This is a genomic window from Bradyrhizobium sp. F1.13.3, assembly GCF_040548265.1.
Classification (GTDB): domain Bacteria; phylum Pseudomonadota; class Alphaproteobacteria; order Rhizobiales; family Xanthobacteraceae; genus Bradyrhizobium.
In genome coordinates this window covers 1-13648 of sequence record NZ_JBEPRI010000030.1, presented here as the reverse complement: position 1 = coordinate 13648, position 13648 = coordinate 1, and the positions used below count along the sequence as shown (strand labels likewise).

The following is a 13648-nucleotide window of genomic DNA, read 5'->3' as shown; positions in this document are numbered from 1 at the left end:
TCTGCCTTGCTGAACGAGCCTCAGTTTTGCCACGCTGGTTGCTTCATTGGAGGCAGCATCACCACGGATGTACTGGCGATGTGGGGCGAACCCGACGCGCTTTCTTCTCGACGGAGTGCGTCGGGCCGCCTTTAATGACCCTACCTCGGCTTTATGCCCTTGGCGGATCGATGAGCTAGTGGCAGGTCTGACAAGGGCTTCAGGTTGACCCGCTCGGGGCGCGTTTTGGCGTTCCTATGTAGGTCAAAGAGCTAATCTTCAACTCCGGGCACGGTGATGTCCGCCAATTCTGGTAGGAGAATGATTCTTTCGCTGGATCAGCGATTGTCTGGCTGATGGGAGAGCAAATGCAGCTGGCTTTTGCTGGTGAAGGAAGCAACGAGACGAACGAGCGTGAGCGCCCCTCCAACAGCGTGAGTTCGAGCGCATTTCCTACAAACATGATGACGGAAAGGACTTGAATCGCACCGTGCGTCAGGTTGTACGAAGCCGATGCAAGGTGCTTTCCCCGAACTCGCCAAGACGCAACTCACAGGCGCTCTGACGACGGAAAAGAAGTGTTCATGTCCTGATGCCGCTGCTAGTCGTTCTGGTTTCTATTTTCCTTAGTACGGGTGCGATAGTTTACGCCTCTTGCCGATCGCAACGCCGACGGGATCTGCGCGTGCACAAGCACAATCGCGTCAATTCGTTCAGCTCGCGCCCCGGCGTTCAACGACCAAGGCGCCGGGCATTCTGATGCTTCAGCCGCAAAAAGAGTCGTCCGCTGCAGCCCCACTCGCGAAGCCAGGCGAGACGCGCCGCCGTGCTAAAGCAAGCGCCTTAAGTCCTGGATTAGGTGCTTCTCGACCGGCTGTTCATCGATTTGATCGATGCCGCGGGGCCGGTCCAACGCGCCGGGGATAGACGCGAAAGGCCGTTCTCGACCACTCAAGCGGTTTTTGCTAGACTTTCCTGTAATGGGTCGGGTGCGAATGGCTAACCAGTCACGTACCTCGAAAATCTCAAAGATTCGCCTGCGTGAAAGACTGCACCTCAATCAAAGGTCGTCATTACGAGACAATTCCTCTTTAAATCGTACAAATGAGGCTCTTATCGTGACCAAGCGCTCTGAATCGCGGAAGGAAGCCGCAAATGTTGTAGGGCCGGAGGTGAGGCCGAGCGTCCTCGTCGTCGACGATGACCTCTCGATGCGCGAATCCCTGGTCAACCTATTTCGTTCGATCGGTCTAGATGTCGTTGCTTACGGAACGGCTCAGGAACTGCTCCAGAGCGAGCTTCCTGATGCTCCTAGCTGCCTCGTGCTTGACATCAGGCTGCCAGGATCGAGCGGACTTGAGCTCCAGAGTGAGTTAGCCAAACTGAAGATCCACATTCCCATCATTTTCATCACCGCTCATGGCGATATTCCGATGACCGTCAAAGCCATGAAGAGTGGAGCAATCGATTTTCTCAGCAAACCATTTCGCGATCAGGAGCTGCTCGATGGCGTAGTCGCAGCTATCGAACAGGATCGGAAGAGGCGGGGTGTAGAGAAGGTGGTCGGGAGGCTGCAGTCATTGTTTGAGGCCCTAAGTCCACGAGAACAGGATGTCTTGAAACTGGTCGCCGCCGGCCTGTTGAACAAACAGGTAGCCGCGGAACTCGGGCTCGCCGAGATTACGGTAAAAATCTATCGCGGGCACGTGATGAAGAAGATGGGCGCTCGATCCCTAGCCGATTTGATCAGGATGAGTGAGAGGCTGGGAATTGGCACTGACCGTTTCAGAGTACAAACCTAAGTATGATTTTACAATTTCATCGAGCACGCGCACCCTTCAGCTGGCCATCATGCTTCTGTCACCGCCTTCGTCCAACTAGAACGGGTCGTCTTGTCCACGTATTCAACTGTTTCCGTTGTCGACGACGATCCTTCGATTCGTGCCGCACTGAACAACCTTTTGAAATCGCAGGGCCACGTCGTTCATACGTTTGCGTCGGCTGAGGACTTCTTGCGGTCGTCTCAATTGCAGAACACGTCCTGTGTCATTGCAGACGTGCAGATGCCCAGAATGAGCGGCTTTGAACTTTTGGAACAAATGCGGGCCCAGGGCCACGCCGCGCCATTCATCTTGATTACTGCCGTCGCGGATGATCGTACGCGAGCCCGCGCGTTGAGCGTCGGTGTAGCTGGCTTTTTCGCCAAACCCTTTGCCGGTCTGGAGTTGATAACCTGCCTCGATGAAGCGCTGCGCGAGCATCGTGGCGGAACGGACGCGTGAAAGACGGGGAAGCAGCAGTCTCCACCACACCGCGCCCGCGCGGCGCTTACGATATCGATCCATGTGCCGCTGCCACTGCTTACATCGTGCCCGTGGCACCATGGCCTTTCGACCTTGCCGCATTCCTGTCTCTGTTGTTGTGCCTTCGGCCCCTCATCGAACACGTGCAAGGGCTCCTGACAAAAACGCCACCCGTATGATCGCGTAATCAGACGAGCAGAGGCCCTCCTCGCCCGAACAAAGGTGCGCACTAACGGCGATGCTGAGCTTAGGCCGAAAGTATCACGGCAGCGGCTTGCCAGGCAGGACCTCGCCGAAAAGGGTTCACCCGAGCTTTCGCGAGTTCTCCACAGAAAGTCCGGCCCCGGTGTCTGTGGAGGATGACGCGCCAATCACAGCGAAATCACGCAGCCCGTAAGACGATCGCTGCAATCACAAAAGGCTGCAGGCCATGTTGAACTTGCGAGCGATCCACAGTTTGCACCGCGAGATTGGAGCATTCCATCCCAGTATCCTTCGGCGGGCCGAAGCACCCGAAACTTACGCATCCGTTGCACACTGATGCCCCTGATCGATGCGATCTCAAGCCCTGCCTTCGCTACCGACGGGAGTGCGCCCTTTTGGGTCACCATGAAAGTTAGGTCCACTTTTTCTCTTTTTCAGGATTCATCCTAGCGCAAGCTACCGCACGGCATGCGACAATTCCTCGCGCGCCGGCTAAGCAAGCCTGTCCGCGAAAGACGACCTTAGCCAGTGGCGTTCGTTGGACGTGGAGATACTACTAGACATAGTAGCTTCGTTCCGCACGGTTCTCAGCTAAATCAATGGAGCTGATTTTCGGACGCGCTACGCGCAACCCAAAGGACGTCGGGAGACGACTGTTCGACTCTCTTGTACGATGTTGGCCGCGCGCATGTTCGTCAGGCAGCTTTTCTTGTTGAGGAGACGATCACATGGTCGGAGTACACGGGCCGCGCAGAATGAAAACAGTCGAAACGCTCGAGTCGAATGTCCGCTCGTACTCACGTTCCTTTCCTGCTGTCTTCAGTCGGGCGCGCGGCTCGATCATGTTCACTAAGGGTGACCGAAAGGTCATTGACTTTCTGTCCGGCGCTGGAGCGCTAAACTATGGCCACAACAATCAGGAGATCAAAGCAGCAATCACCAAGTACCTGGAGTCGGACGGCGTGGTCCACGGCTTGGACATGGCCACTCCAGCAAAGGTCGAATTCATGGAGACTTTTAGCTCTGTCATCCTTCGTGAACGGAATCTTTCCTATCGCTTTCAATTTACGGGTCCTACGGGAGCTAACGCCGTTGAAGCAGCCCTAAAGCTCTCGCGTAAGATCACAGGGCGTCACAACGTCATTTCTTTCACGAATGGATATCACGGCCACAGCTTGGGAGCCCTAGCTGCGAGCGGTAACCGCTTTTACCGCAACGCCAGCAGCATTCCCTTATCCGGCACAACTTTCATGCCGTATGATGGGTATCTTGGCTCCGCTGGCAGTCCGGCGGATTACGTACGAAAGGTATTAGTGGACGAGAGCAGTGGTATTGACCTTCCCGCCGCCATTCTCGTCGAAACCGTGCAAGGAGAGGGAGGCATTAACGTCGCCGGTAAGGAATGGTTGCAGTCAATACAGGCTTTGGCAAAAGAGGTCGGAGCTATTTTCATAGTTGACGATATCCAAATGGGCTGTGGTCGTACAGGCGAGTTCTTCAGCTTTGAGTTCGCTGCCTTGTCGCCAGACATTGTTGTGATGTCGAAATCGCTGAGTGGGTACGGCTTGCCGTTGTCGATGCTGTTGATCAAAGAAGCGATCGACGCATGGGAACCAGGCGAGCACACGGGAACGTTTCGAGGAAACAATCTTGCACTCGTTTCTGGCAAAGCGGCCTTGACCCTGTATTGGCGTAACCAGACGTTCTCGCACCAGGTCCAACGCTTGGGCGCATTTATGCGGCGTCGGCTCGATGCTATCGCGCATCAGTACGGAAACAAGTTTGCTGTTCGTGGACGAGGCATGGTATGCGGCTTCGATTGCAAAACGACACAAATCGCAGAGGCGACGTCACATAAAGCGTTTGAGAAGGGCTTAATTATCGAGCGATGCGGAGCGACGGATCAGGTTGTGAAGTTCTTGCCCGCACTTACGATCGACCAAGGCACGTTGGGACAAGGCCTAGACATATTCGAGGAGTCGTTGACCGAAACGTTGAATTCAGCCCGAGGAAGCTAATTTGTAGGCACACGAGACAAACTGTTGCGCAACAGCATCGCCGCACAAGTCACTAGCGCGAGCTCCTCCTTGCCGCCGAAACGTTCAGGAGTTTTGAAGCCGCGATTATGGAGGTGACGCCTGAACGCCGATTCTGTCTGTGATCCGCTGAGTCGGCTGATGCGCGAAGAACGGCTGCTGCCCTCCATCCACAACAGTGAGTGCGAGCAGCGCCTTTGAGCATAGAACCTCGCAATCGCGAACGACACTAGTGGAGCTGGCTCTCTATCAATCATCCTGCGAGTACGATCCAACCAAAGCCTTCGCAGATGCACACCAAGCCACGAGCTGCACCAAGAGATGGCGCGACGAAAGTCGTCAAGGCACGCGGGTTGACGGCATGAGTCACACGAAGCCGAACAAGCCTCCCAATCAAAACGGTTGGTCCTCGGCTTTTGCTCCAGAACTGCAGAGCACCGCTATCGGCGCACGCCCGTAGCACGTGCCGTAATCCCAATGTTGGCGTGCTCGCCGTTCCGTTATCAGAAGCCCCTATTGGCGTGAGCACCTCGGGGTCAAGCGAAAGTGATGGACCGCATGCCAACTAGGCTGGGCCAACCAAGGAAGCCCGACGCATCTGCCGGGTCTGAGATGCGTCGGGCCGAGCGGGAGACTGAGCGTGACAGTCTTCCTCCCGCAAACGCGTCTGCAAGTCGTATGCCGCGCCTATGCCGCTACCGCCGTGTGCGAAATTAGGGTATCTTGTCTTTGCCACAAAGTTCCGCGGGGCATTCAGAGATGCGCGGCCCACAGCTAGTTCGTGGAAGGCCTAACAAGCTGAGCCTATTCCCCTTCCAAAAACTCCCGCCATCGCCTTTCGTTTCGATCGAAAATGAGGCAGAAGAAGCGGACAACGGGCCGCCGGCTCCTCAGCAACAGATATCTAGATGTTTGATACATTGCTATCCGTGACTCGAACGAACGTCCCCAGCTCGCGCACGGCAGAGGCATACGATCGAGATCTCAGTTTAGATTTCGCGAAAGGTGCCCTCATTGTTTTGGTGATTGTTGGGCACCTGATCCAGTATGTCATCTACCGAGACGACGGATTTTGGTATTCACCGTACTACAAATTGATCTATATGTTCCACATGCCACTTTTTATGGCGATAAGCGGATATCTTTCTGCTCGATCGCTGCTGCAAAAGCCGTTCACTCGAGCCGCCAGCGACCGTGCGAAGCAGCTGTTGCTGCCGATGCTGTTTTGGTGGGCAATAATGGAGACAGCTAAGTTGGCGGCGTTGTGGCGCGCGACCAGCCTAACAAGCGGACTTTCGGAAGTTCTAGACGATCTCGCTGGCACGTATTGGTTCATCTGGGCCACGTTTATTTCCTACCTTCTCATCAAGATTTCTACCATCCTTACCCGCCGATCGTGGGTCATAACTGGCTCAGCCATACTGGTCGCGCTCGTGCCTCTGACATTCTCCATATCACCGCTGATCAGATTTACTTACCCGTTCTTCTGCTTCGGCTTCTTGCTTGCTCAATCGGGAGAACGATCGACCAGTGCATTGCGACATCACAAGCCGCTCCTGATTTTATTTCTCTCAATTGTGACCTGCGTATGCTTTCTAGCTTGGGGCAAGAGCACCTATGTCTACAACAATCTTGGGGTAATTCACGACTTTCGGTCAACTCAAGACGTGCTTGTGATGTTTGTTGGCTCTGCAGCTGCGTCCGCAATCGCTATCGTACTCCTGTTGCAATGCTGGCGCTTTGGCCATTCAAATCGAATGGCCCGCTTTATCGCTGTGGAGTTGGGCCAGACCACGCTGCTGCTCTACCTGGTCCAGGGTACCGTGTTCCGTCTCATGGATTTCATACAATTCGGAGAGCTTTGGGATCTCACGACCCGGTTGATCATCGCGGGTGTGCTCGGGGCCGCGATCATTGCGATCGCCCTAACGATCCGCTCGATCGTTCGAGGCGTTCCATATCTGTCTCAGCTCGTCCTTGGAATGCCGCCACGCTCAGGTCTCCCGCAAGCCAAACCTGCAATGAACTAGCTGTATCCATTTGATTGTTTGAGTACGGCAGGGTGCCGATAGCAACGACTTGTGAAGCCGCTGGAATAGCTTTCGAACCCAGATCCGGCGGCGACGGCGAGCCGCCGTCGAGGCGATGATCGGCATAAGAGCAACCCAATCGAGCGTGTATTGCTCTCAGTTGTATGGCACCGGCGAACTCAGCCCATTGCCGTCCATCCAAATACGGTCGAGTGCCGTGAGATTAGCTTCGGCTGTACCAGTCGTCTAGCCGTCAGTTTTCCCAGATCGAAGCCAATCCATTCACACTCAACAAGATGGTTCTTCGACTGCCGTACTGAACCCGAGATCTCCCAGTCGTTCGAATCTCCGTCTAGACCCGCAGCTGCCCGAAGTAAAAGGCCTTTGGAAACCAACAAGCCGTTCTTGTTCGTTGAGGCGATCCGATTGCTCATCGCGAGCCTGTCTGCTTCTCACCGTCTCGAGACGGTGACGATCTCGATCGGAAGATTTAATTGAGATTAACGATCATGCGGCGCACGACCGCGCGTTGTTGAACTCCCGCGTCCAATGCATGCGACAATGGCTCCACGATGAAACAGCTTGCACACGTACTTTGCATGGCCGCGAAAATGCAAGCGTGTCGAGGCTTGGCGGGCTCGCCGGTTCGACGAGGTCTCAAATAAAGCCGGACAAGTCTCCCGGGATCTGGCGCAGAGACGAACCCGAGCCGCTTCGCGGCACGGCCACCGTTTGGGAAGTCACGAGACGATCTGCCGAGATCCTCTTTTGGTCTCAACTAGGGCGGGTGCGAGGAAGGCGCTCACTAACGGTGATAACGGAGGTCGTCGAGCTTTCGGCCTGGGCTAGATGACGATCGTGCGGCCAACGTATCGTCGCAGCAAGCCCCGCCTCGTTATCGGACTGGCGCTCCTCTGCAATGGCGCCGCGCAGTTCCCCGACCGTACTTGCTCGTTTGCATGTTGGACCTTGCACTAGCTTGACTTGGAAGGCGTCCAGTTTACGACCGCCCCGCGCAAGCCGTCCGGAAGCCGATATGACTCCTGCGCCGCAGGGAATGCTCCGCTACGGACATCAGCTGCCCAGCGCGAGAGGCCCTCCTGCAGCAGCTGATGGCCCTCTACATAGACACGCACGAATTTTGGATAATGGCTTCCTGCGAGCCCCAACACGTCGTGGAACACTAGGACTTGCCCTGAGCAACTTGGACCCGCTCCGATCCCAATCGTTGGTATGGTCAGAGATTCAGTCACTCGGGCAGCGAGCTCAGCCGGGATGCCTTCAAGGACAAGAGCAAAGCATCCCGCATGCTGTAGCTGGTGCGCATCGTCAAGCAGACGTAGGGCATCGTCGGCGTTCCGACCTTGTACCTTGAAGCCACCCATTGCGTTGACGCTTTGTGGCGTGAGACCTATATGGCCCATCACGGGAATTTCGCAATTCACCAAGGCTCGGATCGTCTCGACACGCTTACCCCCTCCCTCAAGCTTGACGGCATCGGCGCCACGCTGAAGGAAGCCTCCAGCGTTGCGTATCGTGTCGTCGGGACTGAGATGAAAGCTAAGAAACGGCATGTCAGCTACAAGCATGGCCCGAGGCCTTGTCCGCGCGACCGCTTCCAGGTGGTGATTCATCATCGCCATGCTGACCGGTAAAGTGTCATCAAACCCAAGGCATACGTTGCCGACGCTATCGCCAACAAGAATGAGGTCGACCACAGGATCGGCGATACGCGCCGTTACCGCATCATAAGCCGTGGTCATGACGATGGCACGCCTCTCCTCTTTGAATCGTTGCAGAACTGGAATCGTGACGCGCTCAACTGGCAGCTGCGAAATGTGACTCATGTTCGATCGGACCCGGCCCGCATGTTTCTGGAAATGGCCTTTCCCTTGGAAGAGCAAATGGTCTCTGTCAATAGGGAGGCCGAAAAGACGCGTCGCTGAGAAGTTGGAGAGCACAAAGCTTCCAATGATTGCGCGATCAGCAAACAAACTCTTTCAAGATGTTCCTCTGCGAGGTGGTTCTGGGACTCCACCATCCAAACATTCTGCGACTCAAAACGGCGGCCTGTAGACGATGCACGCACGCGGCGACAGTGAATGTCCTTATGAGGGTCCGATCGACGTGCCAAAGCCCACGTTAAGGCGGCAAGTCGATTTCGTATGGCCGTTGATTGGCGCTCAAAGCCGCGGCTTCGGCGGACTGCAGGCACATTCCGATGCGTGATCCAGGCGAACGAAATAGGGAAGATGCACCGGCGCTCGCACGGCTGCCTCACACTCCAGAATGCGGATGACGTGTCCACCATCTTCGCGTGCGTCGCCTCTTGATCAGACCCGCCGCCAGGCCGATCTTCTCTAATCAAAATGACGAACGACCTTCCGCAACAGACCGTCACCAATGGACGCATAACTTCATCACCTCATGGCGGATTCGGGTAGGCATCCTCAACGGGTACCCACTCGCCATGACGCGATCGGATGGAAAACGAACGCACGGTCACACTGTGGACCGGCCGGCGAAGCCCGCGGTCTCCCGGCCGGCCGCACCGACATTGCAGGATGCGAAGCAACAATCGTCAATTTCGTAGGCAGTCTAGGGCAAGGCTCTCTCAAGTGTTCGAGAAGCGGACGACAGCTCGGACTCCTGGATCTTGCACTCCCGCGCGCGTCTTCAGGCCAGCGCATCGGCACCGTCACAGACGCGTAATAACTTTCAGCCAGGTCTCCTGCTATTACGCAATACGGCGGCATCATGTAAATCGTATTACCGAATGGGCGCAGCAAGAGATTGCGATCTTTAAAGATGGCGTGAAGCTTGGGGCTAACGCCTGCGAGATAGCCCGGTCTATCTCGTCTTCAGATCGTGTGCTGTGATTGTGCCGCAACGGCGAACGTTTGCAAAATAGCAGAGTCCCATCTTCAAGGCGACTTCCACGCTGGCTGAGCTACTATCCGAGTAGAAAACATGTTCGGCGCCTCGGGGTGCGAGGTTCAAAAGGAGCCGAGCGACCTCTTCAGCCGGATCGTGCGTGGAGCCGGCGAACATGATTTGGTCAGCTTGCCGGCCTGTTCTTCTAAATCGCGCTCGCGATTTGCGGATAGTAATGGCCGTGAGTGACGATCCACCAGGATGCGATTTCATTTTTGATCCGATGGCGCAGTGTAGAGATAAGCACCGTCGCCATGCACAACTTTGGTCATTTCGTTGTCAAGAGCATGCGGCGTGAATGGATGCCAAGTTGGCCACCTCTTGTTTGGCGTCAAGGCCCGAAATCGCCGGGGATAAACGAGCCCTTGAAGACAGCCTGCAGGCTGTCTGCCGTCAGAGGAGAAATCCAGGGAAGCCGTCCTAACCAACGCACCCGCGTGATGTCACAAATTGCGCTCTCAGTTTCAGAATTTCTTTCCCCGATGAATGCGATCCCAAGAAGTTCGATCTGGCGCTTTCGCAAGGCCTCTATCGACAGCAGAGAGTGGTTGATGGTTCCGAGTTGCGTGCGGGCGCAAAGCACGACGGGAAGCCGCCACCGCTCGAAGACGTCGATGTAAAGTGCGTTGGAATGCAGCGGCACCATCAGTCCGCCGACGCCTTCGATGACGAGCGGTCGCTCCCCGGCATCCGGCACCACGAGCGAATCGGGATCGATGCGAATTGCGTCTATTTCGGCGGAATGATGCGGGGAAGCGGACGTTCTAAGACGGTAACGCTCCGGAATGATCCGATCGGCCGACATACCGCCCAGTCGGGCGACCAGTTGGCTGTCGGTCTCTTCTTTAAGACCGGCCTGAATTGGTTTCCAATAATTCGCGCCGAGGAGATGGGCAAGGCCTGCCGAAAAGACAGTTTTGCCGATCCCAGTATCTGTGCCGGTCACCACGATCCGCTGACTCATCGAGATCCGTCCCTCGTCTCCTCAGCGAGCGCATCGAGCATCGCATGTACCTCTTCCTCTCCGACGTTAAGCGTCAGTGAAATTCGTAAGCGGAGCGTGCCGGCCGGCCGGCACCGTTTGCGGTCTAATTCCTCGGATGTCAAATCCGCGAGCGTGTAGCGCCGAGGCTAGCCTCATGGCGCGGGCATTCTCGCCGACGATATAGGGCAAGATCTGCGAGTTCGAAGGACTTCTCTCGCCTCGCGCAACGATCTCCCCAATGCTTGAACGCGACAAGTTTCGCTAGGCGCTGTTGGCGCTCCGGCTCCGCCTGCAGGGTCAACAGAGCCTCCCCATGCACCTCGCCCACAACCAACAACGCATCGTGCCGGTCCGCGATCGTGAGCGAATCTTCAACCGGTGCGGAAACGCCATCCATGATGTGGAGGCTCTCGACTACGATCCAGACCTGCCCCGCTCCGCCCGCGGCACGCCAGTCGCGAATTTCGCTCTCTATATCCTCGCGTCCCTTGTGGGCGCAGATTCTGAAAGCGGATCGGCCAGCTCGCGCCCCTTCATGAGTACTGGCGTGAACCAGAGACTCAATGACAAGCAGGTTGTGCCGTTGTTGCAGCCTTGTCAGCACTGGAAAACTTGCAAAATAGCCACCGCCGAAGACCTCGCAGTTGCCGCGCAGAAGCCGTGATCCGCCGGCTCCGATCGGAGTACCGGATTCCAGCGCGGTTAGCATGGCCTTTTCCATGCGCGGCGCGCTCACCAGGGCCAGATCATCGCTTGATGAAAAGTCGGTCCCGATGCGCGGCATGATACCGCGCAGGCGATCGTCTTCCTTAAGCGCATCCAAACCTGCCACATAGCTGGCCGATTTAGCGGCAATGACGGAACTCATTCTTCACTCGCTGAGCAACGATGGACGCCGCAAAACTCCAAGTGGCGGCGACGATTAAACGTTCCCGCGTTGGCCGTTTGAATTCAAACTGGCAGGATGCGATTTTCTCGATCAACCAGCACAATGCGTGACCTGAAGACTTTTGCATCCTCCTCGTCAAATGACGCGTATGCGACGATACTTATCTTATCACCGGGCATCGCCAGTCGGGCCGCCGCACCGTTCACGTCTACGGTGCCGGATCCTTGTGGCGCTTCTGTCACAAACGTTGCAAAGCGTGCCCCCGTCTCAAGATTGTAGAGTTCGACGCGTTCGTTGATCAGGATACCGGCCGCGTCCAGGAGCCCGCGATCAATCGAGATCGAGCCTTCATAGTGCAGGTCGGCTTCAGTTACCGAGGCGCAATGAATCGTTCCCTTCATCAAGACAATTTGCATTTTTCACCTACGCTGATGCTTGCGCGCAGCACCTCTATCGGTTTGACAACCTAAGCGAAGTCCACGTTGTGATTGTAAAAATCGAGGTCGCGCCGGCGAGCCGTGCGGCTTGCTTTGGCGTAAGCATGCCGAGCGTTACGCACGTCTCCATGACAACACGTTTAATCGCGGCGATCGGGCCGCAGACCTGATCGAGATCGTGGTCCTTGGGACTGCGCCAGGCCGCGGCCATGCAGAAGCGAGTCGCCCCGGCGGCCTTGGCGTGCTGCGCGGCGGCGACCACATCCGCGCGATCCATCAAGCGAGTCGCCTTCAGGCCAGTGTCGTAATGCACGACCTGTGCGCAGTAGGCGCAGTCTTCAGAACAACCGCCGGTTTTGACGCTGGGGAAGCTTGCGGTTTCGACATGGTTTGGATCGAAATTGCCGCGATGAACGGTCTGGCCGTGAAATAGGAGGCCGGCAAATGGTAGCGCGTAAAGCTCTCCCGCCTCGGCACCTTCCCAGTCGCGGCGGACCGGCGCGCCGTTGCGGCCGCTATTGCCTTCGATTTCCACGGCCTTCCGGTACTTTCGCCCAATCATATAGTCGATACCATCGTGCGTAGCTCCGCAAAGCAACACTCTTGCCCGGTCTTAAACGAGAATTGTCGCCGAGTTGCGCCGGGATGGCGCTCATATCAGGCTCATAGCCGGCTCTCACGCAGGATTTCCTCGCAGCATCGAGGAACGCGCAACAACACTCCTCAGCGCCCCTCACTCAGGCAACTAGCCGATGCGTACCGTGGTTGCGCTCCATAGGATCCTTTCCTGATACTAATGTCTTTGAAGGCACGACATATATAACGGATCCACGGACCTGCTCTATTCGCCCCCCGGACGATTCCTCGCTGGTGTGGTTATGCACGTCGCATTCCGCACACGAACCGCTTGTGCGAGCGTTGCCTCCCGCCGCCTTCAGAAGCGCAGCGGATTTGGCTCTGGGGCGCAGAGGGGTGACCCGCACGTCCTTGGCGGGCCTGTGCACCACTAGGTCACCTAGGCTCCATCGACGGTGTGCTCGCCGCCTGTAGGAGCAGCAAAGTACTTTGCCGCCGCTCGACTTAAACAGCGCCGGGCTCCAGCCGTCTCAAGCGGCAAATCTGCTTGGGCAGATGAGTGCGGTCTCATAACGGATTTCGCCGCGTCGTCTCAAACAGGTCTTTGACGAGGCACATTTCGTCCCAGCTTGAAGATCGCCGTCGCGCCGACACCCAGACATGCTCCCATCCCCGAACGAACGAAGCCAATGATCTCGCGGTGACAGCCACAAGGCCCCTGCGCGAAGTGAGCGGAAGGAACAGATCCTGGTTCGGTGGCGAATCGGCCATCGCCGACACGCCCTGCCTCGAGTTTTTCTAAGATTTGCTTCCTCACGCGTTCCTCCATGCTTCGGCCGATAGAGTTGACGCCGGCACGGCTCGTGTCCTCTGGCTGATATATCGAGCGGTTGCCACCCCGGCATGGGCAGTCCCAATTACTCCTGATCATCTGCACCGAACTTATGCGGATTCCGGGGATTGCGGCCAGGGATTCCGATTGAACGCGACCATGCATTCCGATCGAAGGCGGCCACCTGTTCCGACGAAGGCGGCCGGAGTGTCGTTGCCGGCATGAGGAGTTGGGTCAGGTTTTCTTGGCTGCGTCAAGATTGGCGCGCTGCGCAGTGATCTTTCGCATGCTGTCTCCCTTGAGTGTGAGGCGGTGAGCATTGTGGACGAGCCGATCCAGGACGGCGTCGGCGATGGTCGGGTCGGCGATGACCTCATGCCAATTTTCGATCGGCACCTGGCTGGTGATGATGGTCGATCCGCGCTGGTGTCGATCGTCGACGA

At 56.6% G+C, this 13648-nt stretch carries 8 protein-coding genes and 2 pseudogenes; 4 read left to right on the top strand and 6 right to left on the bottom strand.

What is annotated here, in order from left to right; translation table 11 throughout:
• Positions 1-1097: 1097 nt before the first annotated feature.
• The 4 genes from ABIB66_RS41015 to nolL all read left to right on the top strand — a co-directional run bounded on the left by ABIB66_RS41015 (position 1098) and on the right by nolL (position 6552).
• Entirely contained in the window at positions 1098-1781 is a 684-nt protein-coding gene (locus ABIB66_RS41015; RefSeq protein ID WP_354259462.1) for a response regulator transcription factor, read from the top strand.
• Positions 1782-1916: 135 nt separating this feature from the next.
• A complete protein-coding gene (locus ABIB66_RS41010) occupies positions 1917-2261 on the top strand; it encodes a response regulator transcription factor (protein ID WP_502918363.1) in 345 nt (114 codons plus the stop codon).
• A 980-nt stretch (positions 2262-3241) separates the two neighbouring features.
• Positions 3242-4504, top strand: a complete 1263-nt coding sequence (gene ectB / locus ABIB66_RS41005; RefSeq protein ID WP_354259508.1) for a diaminobutyrate--2-oxoglutarate transaminase — start codon at positions 3242-3244, stop codon at positions 4502-4504.
• A gap of 926 nt (positions 4505-5430) precedes the next feature.
• A complete protein-coding gene (gene nolL, locus ABIB66_RS41000; protein WP_354259456.1) occupies positions 5431-6552 on the top strand; it encodes a nodulation factor fucose acetyltransferase NolL in 1122 nt (373 codons plus the stop codon).
• A gap of 974 nt (positions 6553-7526) precedes the next feature.
• Here the strand turns inward: nolL and panB are convergent.
• The 6 genes and pseudogenes from panB to ABIB66_RS40970 form a co-directional block, all read right to left on the bottom strand.
• Positions 7527-8399, bottom strand: coding sequence for a 3-methyl-2-oxobutanoate hydroxymethyltransferase (panB, locus tag ABIB66_RS40995; protein ID WP_275174152.1), 873 nt, complete (start codon positions 8397-8399; stop codon positions 7527-7529).
• Between the two features lie 1418 nt (positions 8400-9817).
• The gene (gene bioD / locus ABIB66_RS40990; RefSeq protein WP_275174113.1) at positions 9818-10450 is read right to left on the bottom strand and encodes a dethiobiotin synthase; all 633 of its coding nucleotides are present in this window, start codon (positions 10448-10450) and stop codon (positions 9818-9820) included.
• A pseudogene (locus ABIB66_RS40985) lies at positions 10447-11339 on the bottom strand (aminotransferase class I/II-fold pyridoxal phosphate-dependent enzyme). Before ABIB66_RS40985 ends, bioD begins: the two are co-directional and overlap by 4 nt.
• Positions 11340-11422: 83 nt before the next feature.
• Positions 11423-11776 carry an aspartate 1-decarboxylase gene (panD, locus tag ABIB66_RS40980; protein WP_275174115.1) on the bottom strand — a complete coding sequence of 118 codons (354 nt, stop codon included), beginning with the start codon at positions 11774-11776 and terminating at the stop codon, positions 11423-11425.
• Positions 11777-11835: 59 nt separating this feature from the next.
• A pseudogene (locus ABIB66_RS40975) lies at positions 11836-12359 on the bottom strand (radical SAM protein); the annotation flags it as partial.
• Between the two features lie 1080 nt (positions 12360-13439).
• Positions 13440-13648 (bottom strand): ATP-binding protein (locus ABIB66_RS40970; protein WP_354211521.1); only part of this gene is annotated, 209 nt, incomplete at its 5' end.

What these genes read in the sequence shown, in the direction of transcription:
- ectB (WP_354259508.1), top strand. Translation starts at nt 3,242, where the DNA reads ATGAAAACAGTCGAAACGCTCGAGTCGAATGTCCGCTCGTACTCACGT.
- nolL (WP_354259456.1), top strand. Translation starts at nt 5,431, where the DNA reads ATGTTTGATACATTGCTATCCGTGACTCGAACGAACGTCCCCAGCTCG.
- panB (WP_275174152.1), bottom strand. Translation starts at nt 8,399, where the DNA reads ATGAGTCACATTTCGCAGCTGCCAGTTGAGCGCGTCACGATTCCAGTT.
- bioD (WP_275174113.1), bottom strand. Translation starts at nt 10,450, where the DNA reads ATGAGTCAGCGGATCGTGGTGACCGGCACAGATACTGGGATCGGCAAA.
- panD (WP_275174115.1), bottom strand. Translation starts at nt 11,776, where the DNA reads ATGCAAATTGTCTTGATGAAGGGAACGATTCATTGCGCCTCGGTAACT.